The following is a 19,311-nucleotide window of genomic DNA, read 5'->3' as shown; positions in this document are numbered from 1 at the left end:
CGCCGGCATTCCCGGCTCGGCAACCTCAGCCCCGCCGACTACGAGAACATGCACCTGACACAGAACGAGGTGTCCGCCTGACGGGGGTCACTTCAGTCGGCCAACTCCTCCGGCCAGGCGGCCACCTGCGCGACCATGCCTTCGGTCGCCGGGTCGGCGACATGGTGCGGACCCCTAATGCTCGCTGGCGAATCCTGGACTTCCGGGAGTTCGAAGACTCCATCACCCATCGGCCGAAGGTTGAGTACCTCGTCCGCCCGATCAGGCTGTTCAAACGGCTTCCAGGCGTCTGGACCCCGGGCGAACGCTTCATGCGGAAGTAGGTCACGCCCGGGGCGGGTGTGTCAGCGCGTCAACGGTGGATCAGGCCGTCCCTGAAGCGGCCTTCAGGGACGCGGGTGACGGCGTACAAGATCCGCGGGACAGGCCCTAGGTGTCAGCGATAGGGGACCGCACGCTCTCGATCCATTCGTCGGACGCCGGGTTTACCGTCCAGAAGTCTCAGGTCGGCGGGAGCGGCTGGGCTTGGGGCTCTCTGAACCGCAGTAGCGGGCGGTCCAGGGAGGCTGTTCGAGTCCGCGGCGAAAGCCAACTGGGGCACCCCGCCCGGCCTCGATGGCCGGGGGCCGGAGCGGGGCCGCCGCCCGGGTCGCCGTGGAGGAGTCGTCTCAACCGGCGAGTCATCGAACAGCCTCAAAGGTCTGCCTCTTGAGCCGAGCAGCCTGTCCGCTCAAGGCACCGTGCCGCAGCCCCGTAATGTGCCGAGCGTGCCGGTTCCGGACTTTCAGACGGTGATGCGCCCTTCCCTCGTCGCACTAGAAGACGGGCAAGCACATACCTTGCAACAGATCCGGGATGCGGTAGCCGGGACGTTGGGTGTCTCCGCCGAGGACCAGGAAGAACTTCTTCCAAGCGGTAAGCAGACGACCTACTCCAACAGGATCGCGTGGGCTCTCACGCACATGGCGAAGGCCGGACTGGTTTCCCGACCTGCACGCGCCCAGTACAGGCTCACGGAACCCGGACGTGAGGTGCTGCTTAAGCACCTCGACCGTGTGGACATGAGCGTCCTGTCGGGCTTCGCTGAGTACCGGGAGTTCCGGACCCCCAGGTCGCTACCGAAGACGGAGGCAGGGGGCGCCGTCGCTGCCGTCGCCGACGAAGTGTCTCCCAGCGAGGCGATCGGAAGCCTTGTTCAGCAGGCAGACGATGCCCTGGCGTCCGAGTTGCTCGACCGGGTGCTCCAGCAGCCACCGGCCTTCCTGGAGCGACTCGCCCTGCGACTCCTCAGGGCCATGGGCTATGGAGGCCGCGAGTCCCTCCTTGAGCACACCGGGAAGAGCGGTGACGCTGGACTGGACGGTCTCGTACGCCAAGACGCACTGGGCCTTGACCTCGTAGGCGTGCAGGCGAAGCGCTACGACAAGTTGGCCACCGTGCAGCGTCCGGAACTGCAAGCCTTCGTTGGGGCGCTCCAGGGCGCTCAAACGAGTCGCGGTGTCTTCGTGACGACGGGCCGGTTCAGCGCGGGAGCGCGCCAGTTCGCGGAGGGTGTCGCTATGCGCCTGGTTCTTCTGGACGGCATAGAACTGGCCCGACTGATGGTGCGGTACAACGTTGGCGTGTCAGTCCGGGAGACGTTCGACCTTAAGCAGATCGAGGAAGAGTTCTTCGAGGACTGAGGGGCCCGTAGTCCGGCGCCGACACGACCTCGCCGTGATCCACTCGTGCCCTAGAGTGACCAAGCCGTTACGAGTCGTCTCGGGAGTGCAGGCGCCAATGACCCAGGAGACACGAGCAAGGGCTCTTGCGGACAGTCGGGACCCGGATTGAGCACTTCGCCATGGGCCGACGCCTGGCAGCGCGCGAAGGAATCTGCCGCGAGCAATCGCGTCCCGTCTTCACCGAGTCCGGGCACCGCCCGTGCTGCATCAACGTCCGTCCATTCGTGGGAAGACGCCGAACGTCTTGCGGCAGCACACATGCGACAACTCGGTTTCCATGACGCGAGCCTCACCTCGCGTGGTGCTGACATGGGAGTCGACGTTCACGCCGCCGGTGCGGTAGCCCAGGTCAAGTTCCACGGAACGAAGACCGGCCGCCCCGACGTGCAAGCGCTCTACGGAGCAGCGACTGCCGAGCGGGCAACACCGCTCTTCTACGCGACCGGGTACACGCTGCAAGCCATCAACTACGCCAACGCCACGGACATCGCGCTGTTCACTTACACCCCAGCCGGTCACATCACCGCGGTATCCAGAAGCGCTCACGACCTTGCGCGTCGCTCCCCGTCGGCAACGTCCCGGGCTGGCTTTTTCCAACGAGCCCGCGCTGATCGCTACCGACAGGAGGCCGAGCGCATCCGATCAACGGTGGCCTCGCTGACTGCTCTGATGCACAAGAGGACGCAGTCCCGCTCGGCAGCCAAACGCAACGCTGCCGGACAGGCCGCTCAGGCGCTGCTGATTGCTACGCGCAGCCTGGACAGCATGGAGTTCCTCCCGCCACACGATCGCCGCCGCGAAGACTTCATGAAGGCAGCGAGAGACGCCGTCAAGATGGCGAAGAAGTGGCTCTGAGCGGCGGGTTCCAGCGGGTCTGTGCACCCGCGCAGGAACATAGAGGCTCGGTTTAGGTCTCCGTCGGAGCGACGGGGGTGGGCGGGGCAGCGTCTTGCTCCACCGCCTCTGGGCCAATGGAGACGAGGCGGCTAGTCCCCGGGCGGGGACCGGTCAGCCGACAGACGTACCAGAAGGCGGCGCCCACCGCCCCCGATACGACGAGGGCAATCCAGACCGGCAGCAGCGGCGTGTTCGGGTCGTTGACCAGCGCGGCTCCCATGACGGGGACCATCAGGGAGGCAACGAGCGAGACTGTTGCGGTCCCGCCGCCGAGAAGGGAAAGATCTTAGTCCGGCCGTCGCTCGCAGAGCGCATCCTTTCTAATGCTGCGTGGTGGTAGCGGCAGAGCGCGACGATGACCCCGACTCCCAGCAGCAGCGACCCTGGTATCAGAAGCCAGTGCCAGAGTCCGGGGTGCCTGGCCTGGCGGGTGGTTGCGTCTACAGCCCCACCAACGACGTAGGCGGCGGCGACAATCGGCCCAACGCTGCCTACCGCACGATCTGCCATGGCCTAGGTGCGTGGGGCTACGGAGACGACTTCCCTCAGGGCGAGCAGCATGAGGAGTCCCGCTGACGTGAAGCCCACACCCATCACTACGTGCTCGACAGTGGCGAGATTGCGGTTCTCCTCTCCCCCCAGGACTGCATACCCGAGCGAGCACAACGCCAGCCCAAGGAACGCTGCGAACAGCAGCAGGGCTGAGTTGTCCGTCTCTTCAACCTCGTCCTGGTGTTCGTCGGGGTCCGACGTAAGGCGCTGGGTAATCACAAGGGCTAATCCAGCGAACGCAAAGCCCGCGAGAACGCCCGTGAGTTGGGAGTAGAGGCCGCCGATAGCGGCCTCGTCGACCGCCAGCACATCCAGAGCCATGTCCTAGGACGCTAGCGACTCGATTCGCCTTCAAGCCGATACGCCTCACGACGGGCCACGTTTCTTGGGGCCTCAGAGGCCGGGGCCGCGTCGGCAGGTTGCTCAAGGATTCTGAGGCCCGACGCTCGCAGCCTAGGGTGGTGGCCGTGCCGCCCTCGAAGTCTCAGCCGTCTTCCGTCGTGAGCCGCCGCCCCGAACCGCGAGCCTGGGCAGAGGCGATGAAGATGGTCGGGGGCGACTATCGCTTCCTGACCGTTCTGTCAGACGGAACGGTTCACGTCGCGAACAGTCCGCGATAGGTCCACTCTGGCGGCGCAGGCATCTATTGCCAGTTCAGAGGCATTTTGCTCGGGTGCACCGCGATGGCTGCCGTTGCGATTGACACAGTCATGGAAGCCCAGTCGGCGTGCCCGCCCTGAAATGCCGCACGGCGCGCTGACCTGCTGTGTTAGCCCCGCTGCCATCGGATCTGTCCGTTTGAATCCCTCATGGGCAGTGGAAGGTTCCCGGCCGAGACGGTGGAGTGTCCGGACAGACGGTGGCCTCATCCCCCCACTGACCTGGGCCTTTGCTGTTTCGCGTACCAGCCGCTCCGGACCTGCGGGTCTGCGCTGACCCGTGGGCTCCGTCGACCGGGTACCAGGTGCGGATACCCGGTCGCGTGCCCGCTACGTGCCCGTACGGTTCGGCGTCGTGCCCGCCGCGAGGTGCCCGAGGTGGACCGCGACCTCGGCATCCCGCCGCTCGGCCGCGTGCTGGTGGACCATCGCCGTGATCCGGCAGCGATTCCGGGGAGCGCGTCATCCCGATCGCCCTTCAGCTCACGGCGGGCCCGACCCTGCTCGGCCTCCACGTCGGCCGACTGCTGGCGCACGGCGGCCGCGTCCCGGTGCTGCAGCCCGCTCGACGACGTCGGGGCCGCTGTGGTGGTGCTCCGACACGTCCGAGAGAAGCGTCGGCCGGTGGGGCCGGATCAGGCGAGCAACTGCTCGCCGAGCCAGCCGTCGTCGGTGACGCCGGGCAGCACGAAGTAGAACCCGCCTCCTTCGGGGAGCACGTACTCCTCCAGTGGCTCTCCGCGGAGCCGATCGGTGACGGCGAGGAAGGTGGCCAGGGTCTGCGAGAAGCTGACGAAGGCCAGCCCCTGGTCGAGCAGCCCGGCGGCGTCGTGGCCGCGGGAGTAGGAGAACCCGCGGCGCAGCAGCCGCTGGTGCTCGGTGTCGGCCGTGCGGGGGCGGGCCAGTCGGATGTGGGCGTCCAGCGGAGTGACTGCACCGTCGGGGTCAGCGGCGAACTGCGGATCATCCTCCTCGCGCCGTCCGTCCAGTGGTGCGCCGGAGGCCTTGCGCCGGCCGATGATCCGCTCCTGCTCGGCCAGGCTGGCCCGGTCCCACTGCTCGACGAACATGCGGATGACCCGGACGACCTGGTAGGTGCCGCCCACCGTCCACGCCGGCTCGGTTCCGCCGTTGCGGTCGGCGCCCACCCACACGGAACGGTCCATGACCTCGCCGTCGGTCGGGTCGAGGTTGGCCGTGCCGTCCTTGAAGCCGAGCAGGTTGCGGTTGTCGGTGCGGCCCGGCGTGTGCACGGCATCGGCCCGGTTGTAGCCGTCGAGCACCCAGCGCACGGTCAGGTCGGCCCGGGTGACCCGCATGACCTGGCGCAGGGCGTGCAGGCATGCGTCCGGCGCGTCGGCCGACACGGTGAGCAGCAGGTCCCCGTGGGTGCGCGCCGCATCCAGCCGGTCGTTGGCCAGGAAGGGCATGGGCACCAGCTCGGCCGGCCGCCGGTCGGCCAGCCCGAAGCGGTCGTCGAACAGCGATGCCCCGACCGACACCGTCACCCGCGGCCGCCGGTCGGCGGTCACCACTCCGGTGTCGGCCGGCGGCAAGCGGGGATCTCGCTGCTCGGCCGGCACGCCGTCGACCAGCCGCCGGGTCTCGGCGGTCAACGCCTGCAACGCACTCGCCAGGGCCGCCCGGTCGGAGCCGACGACGTCGAAGGCGGCCATCAACCCGAACGCCGACACCGGCTCGGCCACGCCCACCTGCTGGGTGCCGGCGAACCCGCGGGCGCGCTCGGCGGCCGAGTGGTCCTGCCCGCGGGTGCACCCGGTCAGGCCCAGCGCGCCGGTCACCCCGGTGGCCGCGGCACCCGCGAGCAGCGCGCGGCGGCTGAGCTGCGGGCTCACTCCAACCCCAGCGCCCCGGGCACACGGGACAGGTCCTCGGCCAGGGCCGCCAGCTGCGCCGACAGCCGCCGACGATCCTGCTCGGTCAACGTCTCGTAGGAGGCGTAGCCGCCCTCGGGCAGCGCGTACGGTCCCAGGCCCGCCTGCACCTCGGCCAGGCCGGCCTCCACGTCGGCGAGCAGCTGCGGGTCCTGGGCCTCCAGTGCCGGGCGCAGCCGCTCCACCGCGGCCACCGCTCCCTCGATGTTGGCCGCGAAGTCCCACAGGTCGGTGTGGGCGTACCGGTCCTCCTCGCCGGTGATCTTGCCCCGGGACACCTCCTCCACCAACTCGGTCGCGCCGGTGGCCACGTCGAGGGCGGTGATGTCGACCTCGGCGAGCTCGCGTTCCAGCGTCGCCAGATCCGCGTCGAGCTGGTCGGCGAGAGGCGCGCCGCCCTCGGTCGTGCCGCGCTCGAACAGCAGGAACTCCAGCCGGTGCCAGCCGGTGAAGTCGGGATCCTCGACACCCTCGAAGTCGTCGACGCGCGCGTCGAGCTTGCCGTCGAGCTCCTCTACGAGGCCGGCCACCGGCTCGATGCGCTCCCAGCCCACCCGGCTGGGCGCGTAGGCCGCACGGGCGGCCTCGAGCTCACCGGCGCGCACGGCGTCGGTGAACACCGCGCTGGCCTCCCGGGTCTGCCGGGCCTGCTCCAGCACGTACTCCCGGTAGGAGACCACCCCCGCGTCGACAGCGGTGGCGACCTCGGGGCTGACGGTGGCGGCGGACGAGCCGTCCGATGCCGAGGAGCCAGCCGGACCGGCGCCGTCCACAGAGCCGGCACACCCGGGGAGGGTGAGCAGGGAAGCGGAGAGCAGGACTGCCGACCGGCGCATGGACACCCCTTCACAGACAGGTAAGGCTCACCTAAGCACAGCGCACCGAGGGCCGAGCCGCCGCCCTGTCCCGACGGCTCCGTTCCCAGGGACGCCGGCTGCGGGCCCGACCGCGGCCGGCGGCCGACCCGAGCCGCACGAGCCGATGTGGCCGGGACGAGCGGCCGCGGCGGGGCGAGGAGGCACCTCGTGCCGGGTCCGGCACGGGGACGGAGTGGATCCCCGGCACCTGTACGGATGCCGCCGACGCCGGCACGGCAGCCTCGGAAACCGCGGTTGCGAGACGGCGCGCCCGCCCGGGCGGTGCCGGCCCGGGGCATGACCCGTCCAGGACGTGCCTCAGGTGCGGGACCGCGCGGTGAGCAGCTGCTCGTGCGACGCCGAGCACCACTGTCACCCAGGAGCCCGCACCGTGGGCGGCGACCACGCCTACTGCGGCACCTCCGTGGAGATCGGCTCCCGCGCCGGGATCGACCGCAAGGGGCTGGTGGGCGCCGGTCACCGCTCGGACGGCGTGCACGACGGCACCGGTGTCGGTTCGGGAGTCGCCGGTACCAGGCTCGAGAACCGCCATGGGGTCACACCCGTCGTGGGTTCGGATCCCACGCCCTCCGCTCGTGGTCAGCGGCGCGTCCCGGGTGGCTCGCGCGGGGCCGCGCCCGCCGCGCCGGCGGAGCGCGACGGCGGGCCCCCGCTGCCCTACCGTGTCGTCCGCCCGAACAGGGGTGTCGACAGGGGGGGCTCATGGACGACGGCGTCCCGGTGGCCACCGACCACGCGCACACCGCGGCCGCGCTGGAGCGCAGCCGGCGCTGGCTGGCCGAGGCGCAGCGGCTGGCGGCCATGGGCAGCTGGGAGTGGGACGTCGTCTCCGACGCGGTGACCTTCTCCGACGAGCTGTTCCGCGTGTTCCGGCTGGACCCGGCGACGGTGACGCCGAGCTTCGAGGCCTGCCTGGAGATGGTCCACCCCGAGGACCGGGACCGCGCCCGGCACGCCATCGGCGCGGCGCTCGCCGCCGGCGGGGTCTTCGACGTCGACCACCGCGTGGTCACCGGGGACGGGGAGGTCATCTGGGTGCGGGCGCGGGGCTCGGTCACCCGGGACGCCCAGGGGGCCCCGCTGCTGCTGGTGGGCACCGCGCAGGACGTCACCGAGCGCGTGGCCATCGAGGCGCGCCTGCAGGAGAGCGAGCGCCGGCTGCTCGAGGCGCAGCGGGTGGCCCGGCTGGGCCGGTGGGACTGGGACGTCCGGGCCGACACGCTCGTTTGGTCCGACGAGATGTTCCGCATCTTCGGCATCCCGCCCGCCGGGCTGGTGCCGACCGTCGACGGCTACCTCGCCCGCATCCACCCCGACGACCGCACCCAGGTGCTGCAGATGCTCGCCGACGTCCGCGCCGGCCGGCAGGACTACGCCCTCGAGCACCGGGTGCTGCGGGCCGACGGGTCGGTGGGCTGGGTGAGCTGCCGGGCCGCCGTCGACCGGGACGACGACGGCGCCGAGGTGCGCATCCACGGCACCGCCACCGAGATCACCGAGCGCAAGACCGCCGAGCTGTCCGTGGCCCGCGCCGCCGAGGAGCTCACCGAGCAGGCCGGGCAGCTGCGCCGGCTGGCCTTCACCGACCCGCTGACCGGGCTGGCCAACCGGGCGCTGTTCCACGACCGGCTGCGGGCCGCGCTGGCGGCACGCCACGAGGGCGGGGTCAGCGTGCTGCTGCTCGACCTCGACGACTTCAAGGACGTCAACGACGTCCTCGGCCACCACGTCGGCGACCAGCTGCTGGTCGAGGTCGCCGGCCGGCTGACGCGGTGCACCCGGCCCGGGGACACCGTGGCCCGGCTGGGCGGCGACGAGTTCGCCGTCGTCCTGCGGGACGGCGACCACGGCGAGCGGGTGGCCGAGCGGGTCACCGCGGTGCTCGACGCGCCGGTGCGGCTGGGCGCCCGGCAGCTGGTGCCGACGGCGAGCATCGGCCTGGCCCGGGTCGGCCGCGACGAGCAGGTGGCCGCCGACGTGCTGCTGCAGCGGGCCGACATCGCGATGTACGCCGCCAAGCGCGGTGGCAAGGGCCGGCACGAGGTGTTCGACCCCCGCATGTCGGTGGCCGTGCTGGCCCGCGCCGACGTCGAGGACGGGCTGCGCGAGGTGATCGAGCGCGACGGGCTCGTCGTCCACGTGCAGCCGATGGTCGACCTGCGCCGGCGGGAGACGCTGCGCGTGGAGGCCCTCGTGCGCTGGCCGCGGGCCTCGGGCCTGGCGCACCCCGCGGAGTTCCTGCCCGTCGCCGAGCGCAGCGGCCTGGTGCGCACCCTCGGCCAGCAGGTCCTGCGCACCGCCTGCCGGGAGCTGGGCGCCTGGCTGGCCGCCGACCCGCGCCGGTCGGTGGCGGTCAACGTCTCCCCGGTGCAGCTGCGCGAGCCCGACGTCGCGACGGCCGTCCTGGCGATCCTCTCCGACACCGGCACCCGCCCCACCCAGCTGGTCCTCGAGGTCACCGAGTCGGTGTTCCTCGAGGCGGGGCCGCGGGTGGTCGCCCAGCTCGACGAGCTGCGCGCGGCCGGCGTCCGGGTGGCCATCGACGACTTCGGCACCGGCTACTCCTCGCTCGGCCGGCTGCAGGAGCTGCCGGTGGACAGCGTGAAGATCGACCGGGCGTTCGTGCAGCAGGTGGTCCGCGGCGACGAGCCGCTGCCGATCCTCACCTCGATGGTCGTCATGGCGCACAACCTCGGCCTCGACGTGACCGCCGAGGGCGTGGAGACGCCGGTGCAGGCGGCCCGGCTGCTGCAGCTGGGCTGCGACCACCTGCAGGGCCACCACCTGGCGCGGCCGGTGCCGACGGACGAGCTGCCGGCCGCGGTGGCGGCGGCCGACGACGCCGTCCGGGCCGCCGCCCGCGCGGCGGGACGGCCGTGCCGGCCCACCGTCCTGCTCGTCCCCGCCGGTGGCCGGCTCGACCCGGCGGTGCCGGGTGCGCTGCTGCGGGCCGGCCTCGAGCCGGTCGAGTCGGGCGCGGCGGAGGGTGTGCTGCTGGTGGCCGACGACGGCGAGGCGGCCCTCGCCCGGGTCGCGGAGCTGCGGTCCTCCCCGTGGCTCCGGGAGGCCGTGCTGGTGGTCGTCTGCGCGTCGGCCGACCGCCTCACCCGCGCGCGGCTGCTCACCGCGGGGGCCGACGACTGCCTGCCCGACACCGGCTGCCCGGCCGAGCTGGCCGCGCGGGTGCGCACCGCCCTCCGCGCCGCGGCCCGCTGACCCCGGGGCGCCGGCGCGCGGGTCAGCGCAGCGAGCGTGCGGCGGCCAGCAGGGTGCGCGCGGTGAGCCGGCCGTCGACCAGGCCGAGGGCGACGACGTCGTCGAACACCCGCTGGTCGGCCGCGGCGGCGCGGAAGGCGGCGTCCATCACCACCGGCCAGCGGCTGACCAGCGACGCCGCGGACGCCGACCGGTGGTGGGCGCCCAGCCGCCGCCGCAGCGCCCGCCGGTGCACCGCGCCGGCGCCGGCGCCGGCGGCCGCGGCCCGCCCGGCGAGCACGCCGGAGAGGACGGCGTAGAAGATGCCCTCGCCGGTCATCGGGTTGACCAGCGAGGCGGCGTCGCCGGCGAGCAGCACCCGCCCGTCGGGCTGGCGCGGCCGGCCGGTGGACAGCGGCAGCCGGTGCGCCCGGAGCCCCTCGGGCTCGACCCCGGGCAGCAGCCGGTGCAGGCCCTCGACCAGCGCGGCCCGGGTGGCGCCGCCGGACACCAGCTCGCCGTAGCCCACGTTGGCCCGCCCGTCGCCCAGCGGGAAGGACCACGCGTAGGCCGGCCAGCGCTGCTCGGTGGTGACCAGCACCTGCGTGCCGGCCTGCCCGGGCGGCTCCGGGGCGTAGCCGCGCAGGGCCACGGCCATCCGGTCGTCACGGTTGCGCGGCAGGCCCACGGCCCGGCGGACGACGGACTCCGCGCCGTCGGCGCCCACCAGCACCCCGGCGGTCAGCACGCCGTCGACGTCCACCCCGTCGGGCCCGGGCGTGACCGTGCGGACGGTGTGGCGGCGCAGCACCGCCCCGCGGTCGAGGGCGGTGGCCAGCAGCCGGGCGTCGAAGATCTCGCGCGGCACCACCCACGAGGGCCGCTGCGTGTCCCGCTCCACCGCGGCCCCGCCGGGGGAGCGCAGCGACAGCCGCGGCACCGGCGGGGAGCCGGCGGTGAGGGCCGCGACGTCGACCCCGAGACCGGCCAGCACGTCGAGCGCCTCGGCGGCGATCGCGTCGCCGCAGACCTTGTCGCGCGGGAAGTCGGCCCGGTCGAGCACGAGCACCGACGCGCCGGTGCCCAGCGCCGACAGCGCCGCGGCCGCCCCCGCCGGGCCGCCGCCGACGACCACGACCTCCCAGCGCTCCACGCCCGCGACGCTAGGCAGCCCCCGCGCCGACGGCCAGCCGGGGTCCCGGTCGCGGACACGTCGTGCTCTGCCCCCGGTGCGGACCAGAGCACGACCGGCGGCGGGGGACCGGTCCCGCCCTCCTTCGTGCTCTGCCCCCGAGTGGGGGCAGAGCACGACCGTGCCGGCCGGGGGTCAGGCGCGCGGCGGCGGCCTGCCGTCGGCCCACTTGCGCGGCGGGTGCTCGTAGCCGGCGACGAACGCCAGGAGCTCGCCGGCGTCGCGGACCACGCCGAGCGCGTCCAGGCGGCGCCGCTCGAGGTAGCCGTCGTCGGCCATCCGGCCCAGCTGGGCCAGCAGCGGCTGCCAGAACCCGTCGACGTCGAGCAGCGCCACCGGCTTGGCGTGCAGGCCGAGCATCCCCCAGGTCCAGGCCTCGAAGAGCTCTTCGAGGGTGCCGGCGGCGCCGGGGAGGGCGACGAAGGCGTCGGCGAGCTCAGTCATGCGGGCCTTGCGCTCGTGCATGGAGGGCACGACCTCCAGCCGGGGCAGCCCGGGGTGGGCCAGCTCGTCGTCGACCAGGTGCTGCGGGATCACCCCGACCACCTCGCCGCCGGCGGCGAGGGCGGCGTCGGCGACGGTGCCCATCAGCCCGACGTGCCCGCCCCCGTAGACCACCCCGACGCCGGCCTCGGCCAGCCCGGTGCCCAGGGCGGCGACGGCCTGCCGGTGCGACTCGGGGCCGGGCCGGCTGCCGGTGAAGACGGCGATCCGCATGGCAGGACCGTATGCGGGTGGGTCCCCGGCTGCTGCTGCCGGATCCCGCCGGTGCGGTTCACTGGGGGTGTGGCGACTCCCGGCCTGACCCCCACCGACGGCTGGACCACCTGCGCGCAGGGACACCGGCACTGGGGACGGGCCGGGGCGGCCGGGCTGCTCGTGCACCGCGACGGCGACGACGGCCCCGAGCTGCTGCTGCAGCACCGCGCGCTGTGGTCGCACCACGGCGGCACGTGGGGCACGCCCGGCGGCGCGCTGCACCGGGGGGAGTCCCCGGAGCAGGGCGCGCTGCGCGAGGTCGAGGAGGAGCTGGGGCTCGCGGCCGGCGACCTGGTGCTCGGCGTGCGCTCGGTCGACGACCACGGCGGCTGGGCCTACACCACCGTGCTGGCCCGGCCGGTCGGCCCGCTCGACCCCGCCGGCCTGCGGCTGGACGGCGAGAGCACCGGCGTGGCCTGGGTGCCGCTGGCCGGGCTGCACCAGGTGACCCTGCACCCGGGTCTGGCCGCCTCGATGGACCGGCTCCGTCCGCTGCTCAGCGGGTCGCCGGCGGTCTGACCGTCACCGTCAGCGCCCGGTGGTCGCCCACGCGCAGGTGGTGCGCGGCCGGGTCCGACCCGGCGAGGCCGTCGCCGAGGGCGAGCAGGTGGTCGAGCTGGGTCCGCGGCGCCGCCGCCGGGAAGCTCGGCTCGCTGACCAGCCGGGTGGCTCCGGCCAGCCGCGCCGGCAGCCCGCCGGGCAGGTTGAGGTCGCCGGCGAGCACCACCGGGCCGGGCAGCGACGCCGCCCAGCGCCGCAGCCGCCGCAGCTGCCCGACCGACGTCGGCGGGGCGAAGGACAGGTGCGTGCCCACGACGGTGAGCCCGTCCAGGCACGCCGCGACGGCGACCCGCGGCTCGTCGGGGATCCACCACAGCCGGGGCCGGCCGGTGGTGGGGTCGGGTGCCCGCAGCGGCAGCCGGGCCCGCCCGGCGCCCAGCCCGAGGACCTCCCACCGGCGCACCGGCAGCCGGCTGACCAGCGCGATGCCGTAGGCCGGTGCGGTTCCCGCGGTGCGCGGGCCGCGCAGGGCCGGCTCGGCGGCGGTCCAGGTGCGCCGGAAGGGGCTCGGCGTGCCGTCGAGGGTGGCGGCGGCCCGCCAGTCGGCCGCACCGAGGGCCCCGGCGAGGACGGCGGCCTGGTCGGTCCCGCCCGACCGGGGCTGGCACGTGTCGACCTCCTGGACGGCGAGCACGTCGACGTCGAGGTCCGCGACCGCGGCGGCCAGCGCCGGCGACGTCAGTACCCGGCCGTCGTGGCCGCGGCCGGAGGCGAGGTTGAGGGTGCCCACGCGCAGGGCGGCGCCGTCGGGCACCCGCGCGACGCTACCGGGGGTCCGCGCCGTCCGCCCGGAGCGGGCCGGGACGCCGCCGCGCGGTTAGGTTGCTCGCATGAGCGCCCGCGACGACGTCTCGGAGATCTTCGACGGCGGCGCGTGGCGGCCGGTCGAGGGGTTCGACTTCGGCGACGTCACCTACCACCGCGCCGTGGACGCCGGCGTCGTCCGCATCGCCTTCGACCGGCCCGAGGTGCGCAACGCCTTCCGGCCGCAGACCGTCGACGAGCTGATCACCGCGCTGGAGCACGCCCGGCTGAGCACCGACGTCGGCTGCGTGCTGCTCACCGGCAACGGCCCGAGCCCGCGCGACGGCGGCTGGGCGTTCTGCTCCGGCGGCGACCAGCGGGTGCGCGGGCGGCACGGCTACGAGCACGAGGTCGGCCGCACCAGCGGGCGGCTGCACGTGCTGGAGGCGCAGCGGCTGATCCGGTTCATGCCGAAGGTCGTCGTCTGCGTCGTCCCCGGCTGGGCGGCCGGCGGCGGGCACAGCCTGCACGTGGTCTCCGACCTCACCCTGGCGAGTGCCGAGCACGCGCGGTTCAAGCAGACCGACGCCGACGTCGGCAGCTTCGACGGCGGCTTCGGGTCGGCCTACCTCGCCCGGCAGGTCGGGCAGAAGTTCGCCCGCGAGGTCTTCTTCCTCGGCGAGGAGTACTCCGCCGAGGACGCTCACCGCATGGGCATGGTCAACCGCGTCGTCCCGCACGCCGAGCTCGAGGCCACCGCGCTGGACTGGGGACGCCGGATCGTGGCCAAGAGCCCGACCGCCCAGCGGATGCTCAAGTACGCGTTCAACCTGCCCGACGACGGCCTGGTCGGCCAGCAGCTGTTCGCCGGCGAGACCACCCGGCTGGCCTACGCGGCCGAGGAGGCCGTCGAGGGGCGGGACGCGTTCCTGGAGAAGCGGGACCCGGACTTCTCCCGGTTCCCCTGGCACGTCTGAGAGGTGCAGTGGTGATCGTCGAGGTGGTGGGGGGCGCCGACGAGCGTCCCGAGGTCCGGGTCGTGGAGACCCACGACCTGACGAGCCTGCACCTGGCCCTCGGCCAGGTGACCGACGAGGAGGCCGACGAGGCGCTGCGCGCGGCCGGCCTGGGACGGGTCGAGGGCGAGACCGGCCACCTCGACACCGCGGCCCTGCGCGCGGCCGCCGAGCCCGCCGAGGCCCCCGCGGACTGGGCGCAGCGCTGGGACGCCATGCTCGAGCAGGCCCGCAGCAGGGGCTGGGCGGCCGACGACGGGGCCAGCCTGCAGGTGCACGTGGAGAGCGCCGCGGGCGCGTGAACCCGGGGGTGCGGGAGCGTCCGACGGGTGACTCGTGGACCCTGGTCGTTGTGGTCACTCCACCGACACGTCAGGATGTGGACGTGCACAACTCAGTCACGCGCGAACGGACTTCCTCGTGAGCGGCACCCCGGGGCGCCCCCTGAGCGCCGAGCTGTCCGAGCAACTGGTCGCGGTCGCCGTCGACATCCTGGCCGACGAGGGCTGGAGCAGGCTCAACAGCGACCGTGTCGCTGCCCGGGCCCGCGCCGGCAAGGCGGGCATCTACCGGCGCTGGCCGTCCATGTCGGCCCTCGCGCGCTCGGCCGTCGGCCGCTTCACGCTGGTGCAGGTCCCCGACGACGGCGGCTCGCTCCGCGGTGACCTGGTCGAGCTGGTGTCGTCCTGGCGGCGGCCGCTGTCCCGCGAGGAGCGGGCCGTGGCCAGCCTCGTGGGCGCCGCCCGGCACGACGAGGACCTCCGCGCCGGGCTCGACGCCGCGCTGGTCCGCCCGCTGACCGAGGTCGTCGACCGCCTCGGCGCGCGCTGGTCCGAGCGCGGCGAGGAGGTGCCCGCGGAGCGGCTGGCCCTGCTGCGCTCGGTCCTCGAGGCGTTCTGGTGGCAGCGGCTCACCGCCGCCGGCGACGGCGCGATGGTGGCCGAGCACGTCGAGCAGGTGGTCGACGACGTGCTGCTGCCGATCCTGGTGCCCGCCGCGGAGCCCGCCCGCAGCTGACCGGCCGGCGCCCGGGACGCACGCCCGCAGGGGGGACGTGCGGCCGCCGCCGCGTCAGCTGGCGCGCAGGGCCTCCGCACCGGCGGCCCGCACCACGTGCGTGGTCAGGTCGGTCTCGTAGCGGCGCAGCAGCCGCTCGGCCAGCGCGCGGGTGGCCGCCGCCTGCGCCGCCACGTCCTCGGGTGCGGGCATCGGGTCGCGCGGCTCGGTCACCAGCACGCGGGTGGTCGCCAGCCAGGTGGCCGCGACCAGCCCGGCGGTCGCCCGCGGGTCGGCCGGTGCGGGCCGCTCGGCGTCGGGGCCGGTCCAGGCCGCCAGCAGCGCGGCGCGCAACCGGCCCTCGGCCTCGAAGTGCAGCTCCCGCTCGGCGGCCTGCAGCGCCGGTGACCCGGCCAGGGTGGTGACCATCCGCCGGCCCTCGACGGTGGCCAGCGACGTGACGTAGTCCGTGACGGAGGCGACCAGGTGCTCCCGCAGCGCGGTCAGCGCGGGTACGCCGGCCGGCCGCTCCCGCACGGCGGCCGAGGGCGCCTCCACCCACGGCGTCCGGTCGGACCAGTAGAGCTCGTCCTTGGTCGCGAAGTGGTTGAACACCGTCTGCACCGCGACGTCGGCCGCGGCCGCGACGTCGGCGATGGTCACGGTGTCGAACCCCCGCTCGGCGAACAGCCGCTGGGCCGTCTCACGGACGTGCGCGTGGGTGAGTGCCTTCTTCTGCGCGCGACGGGACTGCTCACTCACGGTGATAACGCTAACAACTCTCTGTGCTCGATCAGGACGGGCGTGGGGTGGGGTCGACCGTTCCGGTGGTGCCCCCGGCTCCGGTGCCGTGCGCACCGGGCCGCCGACGGCGTCGTCGCGGTGCGCCCGTCGATGGTGCCGCACGCCGCCGGAACCCGTGGGCCCGGGCCCCGGCGTCACGTGCGGCGCGGCGGTTCCCCCCGGCCGGACCTGGGCAGCTCCCCGCCATGAGCCTGCGGGTGGGTCTGATCGGGGCCGGCGGCGTCGGTGCCCGTCACGGGAACACGCTGCGCGGCCTGGACGGCGTGGAGCTCGTGGGCGTCACCGACGCCGTCCCGGCCGCGGCCGCGGCGCTGGCCGCCGGGCTCGGCGTCCCGGCCGTCGACGACGTCGACCGGCTGCTGGGGTCCGGAGTGGACGCTGTCTGGCTGTGCGTGCCGCCGTTCGCGCACGGGGAGCTGGAGCTGGCGGTCGTGCGCGCCGGCCTGCCGCTGTTCGTGGAGAAGCCGCTGGGCGCGGGGCTCGCCGTGGCCGAGGAGGTGGCCGCCGCCGTCGCCGCGGCCGGGGTGCCGACGGCGACCGGCTACCACTGGCGCCACCTCGACACCGTCGCCCGGGCCCGCGAGGTGTGCGCGGGCGCCCCGCCGCGGCTGGTCGCGGCGACCTGGCTGGACAGGGTGCCCCCGCCCGCCTGGTGGGCCGACGCCGGGCGCTCGGGCGGGCAGGTGGTCGAGCAGGCCACGCACGTGCTCGACCTCGCCCGCCTGCTGGCCGGTGAGGTGGCCGAGGTGCAGGCGGTCGCCGCGCCGTCGTCGTCGCGCGGGCGGGACGTCGACGACGCCACCGCGGCCCTGCTGCGCTTCGAGTCCGGCGCGGTCGGCACGCTCACCGCGGCGTGCGCGCAGCCGGCGAGGACCCGGGCCGGCATCGAGCTGTCCTGCGCCGGTGCCGCGGTGGAGCTGACCGAGACCTCGCTGGTGGTGACCACGCCCGACGGCACCGAGCGCGCCGAGCCGGCGGTGGACGCGCGCACCGCCGTCGACCGGGCCTTCGTCGACCTGCTGCTCACCGGCACCCGCGCCGAGGGGCTGGTCGACCACGCCGAGGCGCTGCGCACCCACCGCCTCGCCGTCGCCGTCGCCGAGTCCGCCCGCACCGGCGCCCCCGTGCGCCTCCCGTGCTGAGCCGCCCCGGTCAGCGGGCGGGGACGCGGGACCGCGGCGAGCCCGACCCGCGCAGGGTGCGCACCCGGGCGCGGCGCAGCACCTCGGCGTACACGCGCTCGTAGGCGTCGGCCATCACCGCGGGGGCGAACCGGCGACGCGCGTCCTCGGCGCAGACCTGCGGGTCGATCTCGCCGAGCCGGGTCAGCGCCGCGGCCAGGCCCGCCTCGTCGTCGCGGAGGAAGCCGGTGCGGCCGTCGTCGACGAGCGCGGGCAGGCAGCCGCGCGGGGTGCCCACCACCGGCGTCCCGGCGGCGAGCGCCTCGCACACCGCCGTCCCGCCCGGCTCCTCCCAGCGGATCGGGGTCAGCAGCGCCCGCGCCCGGCGCAGCAGGTCCTCCTTGGCCGCGCCGCTCACGCTGCCCACCCAGCGGGCCTGCGCGCCGTCGAGCAATGGGTCGACGGCCTCGAGGAACCACGCGACGTCGGGGTGGGCCAGCGCCGGGGAGCCGGGGGTGGCGAGCGCGGCGTCGAGGGCGGTGCGGTCGGGCAGCGGCCCCACCGGACCGGCCAGCACCACCGGGACGCCGGCCGCGCGGGCCGCCCGCACCGCGGTGTCGGTGCCCTTGAGCGCGCAGACGCGGGCGAGCACGAGGACGGCGTCGTCCCGCTCGCCGTGCGGCAGCGGCGGCGGGCCGTCGACGGGGACCGCCAGCGGGATCGCCGCCAGCGTCTGCCGCCGCAGCCGCTCCGGGCCGCGCGCGACCTGGCTGTCGGACACCCCGGCGAAGAACACCCGCCCGCGGCCGTCGAAGCGCTCGTAGAAGTCGGCGTTGCGCTGCAGGTCCCAGTGCAGGGTCTGCAGCACCGGCGGGGCGGCCGGGCCCAGGGCGCCGAGCAGCGCGGGGCCGACCACCTCGAGGTGGGTGTGCACCAGGTCGAAGCGGCCCGCGGTGGCCGCCTCGGCGACCGCCAGCGCGTGCGCGTGCGCGATCCCGACGACCTGGGCGTAGGGCGCGCCGAGGACGTCGAAGCGGCCGGCCGGGAAGGCGCTGACCAGCCCGTCGGCGGCCAGCGGGGAGTCCCCCGAGGCGGCCAGGACGACGGTGTGCCCGCGGGCCCGCAGCTCGGCGGTCAACGTGGCGACGACGTTCTCCAGGCCGCCGTAGCCGACCGGCGGGACCGGCAGCCAGGGGCCGGCGTCCATCAGCACCCTCACGACCGGCTCCCCGGGCGGGCGGTGCCGGCCCGCACGGTCCGCATCGGCGGCCGCTCGGTGACCCCGACGTCCCAGCTCACCGCCTCCACCCCGTCGGCGGTGCGGAGGAACTGCAGCAGCCGGTCGGCTGGGACGCCCGCCCCCGGGCGGCGGGACAGCGCCGTCTGCAGGATCTGCGCGGCCATCCGCCCGAGCGCTGCGTCGGACTGGTGACCGTGCCGGCGGGTGCCGACGTCGACCTGCGCCAGCGCGTCGACGCCGGCCACGGCCGCGAGGTCGACCAGCAGGCCGAACTCGACGCCGTAGCCGGAGACGAACGGCACCCGCTCGAGCAGCTCGCGGCGGCCGGCGTACTCGCCCGACAGCGGCTGGACGAACCCCGCGAGCTCGGGCCAGAAGGCGTTGAGCAGCGGCCGGGCGAGGAGCTCGGTGACCCGCCCGCCGCCGGAGGGCACGATGCCCTCGGGAGTGCTCAACGGGCGGTCGTAGAGCGCCTTGACGTAGCCGATGCCCGGGTCGGTGAGCAGCGGGCCGAGCAGGCCCACGACGAACTGCGGGTCGAAGCCGACCAGGTCGGCGTCGACGAAGACGACCAGGTCGCCGCTGGTGGCCGCCAGCCCCTTCCACAGCGCCTCGCCCTTGCCCGGGACCCGGCCATGCCCGGCCAGCACGGTGGCGGTGTCGACGACGCGCGCCCCGGCCGCGGCGGCCACCGCGGCGGTGCGGTCGGCCGACCCGCTGTCGACGACGACCACCTCGTCGACCAGCGGCGCGCGCAGCACGAGCGCCTCGCGGATCGCGGTGACGATGGCGCCGACGGTGGCCTCCTCGTCGAGCGCCGGCAGCACCACGCTGACCGTGGTGCCCTGCGCCCGTCTGGCCTCGGCCAGCTCGGCTGCGCCCCACGTGGTGGCGGAGAAGGTGCGCCGGCGCAGCCAGCGGCGGACGTCAGGGCGCACGCGCTGCTCCCCCTGGTCAGGCGCCGGTCCTGCTACCGGCACGGGACCCCCGGCGCGACAGTGTGCCGGAAGCGACGCGCGAGGCGAGGCCGCCGCACGGTCCCCCGCGCGTGGTCGTGCTCTGCCCACGGCGGCGGGGC

17 protein-coding genes are annotated in these 19,311 nt (G+C 74.8%); 8 read left to right on the top strand and 9 right to left on the bottom strand.

Annotated elements, in window-relative coordinates; genetic code table 11:
• The first annotated feature begins 794 nt into the window (after positions 1-794).
• Together LY71_RS22645 and LY71_RS22640 are read left to right on the top strand one after the other, a co-directional pair.
• Positions 795-1,682: a restriction endonuclease gene (locus LY71_RS22645; protein WP_281261632.1), complete on the top strand. Its 888-nt coding sequence runs from the start codon at positions 795-797 to the stop codon at positions 1,680-1,682.
• Between the two features lie 147 nt (positions 1,683-1,829).
• Positions 1,830-2,579, top strand: coding sequence for a restriction endonuclease (locus LY71_RS22640; RefSeq protein WP_281261631.1), 750 nt, complete (start codon positions 1,830-1,832; stop codon positions 2,577-2,579).
• 555 nt (positions 2,580-3,134) lie between these two features.
• On the opposite strand, the gene LY71_RS22630 is transcribed toward LY71_RS22640, so the two are convergent.
• The 3 genes from LY71_RS22630 to efeO form a co-directional block, all read right to left on the bottom strand.
• Positions 3,135-3,494, bottom strand: a complete 360-nt coding sequence (locus LY71_RS22630) for a hypothetical protein (RefSeq protein WP_106282099.1) — start codon at positions 3,492-3,494, stop codon at positions 3,135-3,137.
• A gap of 973 nt (positions 3,495-4,467) precedes the next feature.
• Entirely contained in the window at positions 4,468-5,688 is a 1,221-nt protein-coding gene (locus LY71_RS22625) for a Dyp-type peroxidase (RefSeq protein ID WP_106282097.1), read from the bottom strand.
• Positions 5,685-6,563, bottom strand: a complete 879-nt coding sequence (gene efeO / locus LY71_RS22620) for an iron uptake system protein EfeO (RefSeq protein ID WP_106282095.1) — start codon at positions 6,561-6,563, stop codon at positions 5,685-5,687. The genes LY71_RS22625 and efeO overlap by 4 nt, the downstream gene beginning before the upstream one ends.
• Positions 6,564-7,307: 744 nt before the next feature.
• Between efeO and LY71_RS22615 the strand changes: the two genes are divergently transcribed.
• Positions 7,308-9,821: a GGDEF domain-containing phosphodiesterase gene (locus LY71_RS22615; protein WP_106282093.1), complete on the top strand. Its 2,514-nt coding sequence runs from the start codon at positions 7,308-7,310 to the stop codon at positions 9,819-9,821.
• 22 nt (positions 9,822-9,843) lie between these two features.
• Here the strand turns inward: LY71_RS22615 and LY71_RS22610 are convergent, their stop codons facing one another.
• Together LY71_RS22610 and LY71_RS22605 are read right to left on the bottom strand one after the other, a co-directional pair.
• The gene (locus tag LY71_RS22610) at positions 9,844-11,109 is read right to left on the bottom strand and encodes an NAD(P)/FAD-dependent oxidoreductase (RefSeq protein ID WP_425433039.1); all 1,266 of its coding nucleotides are present in this window, start codon (positions 11,107-11,109) and stop codon (positions 9,844-9,846) included.
• An 18-nt stretch (positions 11,110-11,127) separates the two neighbouring features.
• Positions 11,128-11,709 (bottom strand): LOG family protein, encoded by a 582-nt coding sequence (locus LY71_RS22605; RefSeq protein ID WP_106282089.1) that lies wholly within the window; start codon positions 11,707-11,709, stop codon positions 11,128-11,130.
• Between the two features lie 69 nt (positions 11,710-11,778).
• Between LY71_RS22605 and LY71_RS22600 the strand changes: the two genes are divergently transcribed.
• Positions 11,779-12,270, top strand: coding sequence for an NUDIX domain-containing protein (locus LY71_RS22600; protein WP_245888245.1), 492 nt, complete (start codon positions 11,779-11,781; stop codon positions 12,268-12,270).
• Here LY71_RS22600 and LY71_RS22595 read toward each other — a convergent pair.
• A complete protein-coding gene (locus tag LY71_RS22595) occupies positions 12,248-13,066 on the bottom strand; it encodes an endonuclease/exonuclease/phosphatase family protein (RefSeq protein ID WP_245888244.1) in 819 nt (272 codons plus the stop codon). The genes LY71_RS22600 and LY71_RS22595 overlap by 23 nt on opposite strands.
• A 76-nt stretch (positions 13,067-13,142) precedes the next feature.
• Between LY71_RS22595 and LY71_RS22590 the strand changes: the two genes are divergently transcribed.
• The 3 genes from LY71_RS22590 (at position 13,143) to LY71_RS22580 (ending at position 15,089) form a co-directional block, all read left to right on the top strand.
• The gene (locus LY71_RS22590) at positions 13,143-14,033 is read left to right on the top strand and encodes a 1,4-dihydroxy-2-naphthoyl-CoA synthase (RefSeq protein ID WP_106282087.1); all 891 of its coding nucleotides are present in this window, start codon (positions 13,143-13,145) and stop codon (positions 14,031-14,033) included.
• 11 nt (positions 14,034-14,044) lie between these two features.
• Complete coding sequence (locus LY71_RS22585; protein ID WP_106282085.1) at positions 14,045-14,374, top strand: hypothetical protein; 330 nt, start codon at positions 14,045-14,047, stop codon at positions 14,372-14,374.
• A 118-nt stretch (positions 14,375-14,492) separates the two neighbouring features.
• Positions 14,493-15,089, top strand: a complete 597-nt coding sequence (locus LY71_RS22580; protein WP_106282083.1) for a TetR-like C-terminal domain-containing protein — start codon at positions 14,493-14,495, stop codon at positions 15,087-15,089.
• Between the two features lie 54 nt (positions 15,090-15,143).
• Here the strand turns inward: LY71_RS22580 and LY71_RS22575 are convergent, their stop codons facing one another.
• Positions 15,144-15,830: a TetR/AcrR family transcriptional regulator gene (locus LY71_RS22575; protein ID WP_170121456.1), complete on the bottom strand. Its 687-nt coding sequence runs from the start codon at positions 15,828-15,830 to the stop codon at positions 15,144-15,146.
• A gap of 239 nt (positions 15,831-16,069) precedes the next feature.
• Here LY71_RS22575 and LY71_RS22570 point away from each other — a divergent pair, with 239 nt between their 5' ends.
• Positions 16,070-17,014 carry a Gfo/Idh/MocA family protein gene (locus LY71_RS22570; protein WP_245888243.1) on the top strand — a complete coding sequence of 315 codons (945 nt, stop codon included), beginning with the start codon at positions 16,070-16,072 and terminating at the stop codon, positions 17,012-17,014.
• Between the two features lie 10 nt (positions 17,015-17,024).
• Here the strand turns inward: LY71_RS22570 and LY71_RS22565 are convergent, their stop codons facing one another.
• Together LY71_RS22565 and LY71_RS22560 are read right to left on the bottom strand one after the other, a co-directional pair.
• Complete coding sequence (locus LY71_RS22565; protein ID WP_106282077.1) at positions 17,025-18,212, bottom strand: glycosyltransferase; 1,188 nt, start codon at positions 18,210-18,212, stop codon at positions 17,025-17,027.
• On the bottom strand, positions 18,209-19,171 hold the full coding sequence (locus LY71_RS22560; RefSeq protein WP_106282075.1) for a glucosyl-3-phosphoglycerate synthase: 963 nt from the start codon (positions 19,169-19,171) through the stop codon (positions 18,209-18,211). Before LY71_RS22560 ends, LY71_RS22565 begins: the two co-directional genes overlap by 4 nt.
• Positions 19,172-19,311 lie beyond the last annotated feature (140 nt).

It is taken from the genome of Geodermatophilus tzadiensis, from assembly GCF_003002915.1.
GTDB lineage: Bacteria > Actinomycetota > Actinomycetes > Mycobacteriales > Geodermatophilaceae > Geodermatophilus > Geodermatophilus tzadiensis.
This window is presented reverse-complemented; position numbering and strand designations above follow the sequence as displayed.

Coding starts and splice junctions, on each gene's coding strand:
- LY71_RS22645 (WP_281261632.1), top strand. CDS start 795: ATGCGCCCTTCCCTCGTCGCACTAGAAGACGGGCAAGCACATACCTTG.
- efeO (WP_106282095.1), bottom strand. CDS start 6,563: ATGCGCCGGTCGGCAGTCCTGCTCTCCGCTTCCCTGCTCACCCTCCCC.
- LY71_RS22605 (WP_106282089.1), bottom strand. CDS start 11,709: ATGCGGATCGCCGTCTTCACCGGCAGCCGGCCCGGCCCCGAGTCGCAC.
- LY71_RS22590 (WP_106282087.1), top strand. CDS start 13,143: ATGAGCGCCCGCGACGACGTCTCGGAGATCTTCGACGGCGGCGCGTGG.
- LY71_RS22615 (WP_106282093.1), top strand. CDS start 7,308: ATGGACGACGGCGTCCCGGTGGCCACCGACCACGCGCACACCGCGGCC.
- LY71_RS22630 (WP_106282099.1), bottom strand. CDS start 3,494: ATGGCTCTGGATGTGCTGGCGGTCGACGAGGCCGCTATCGGCGGCCTC.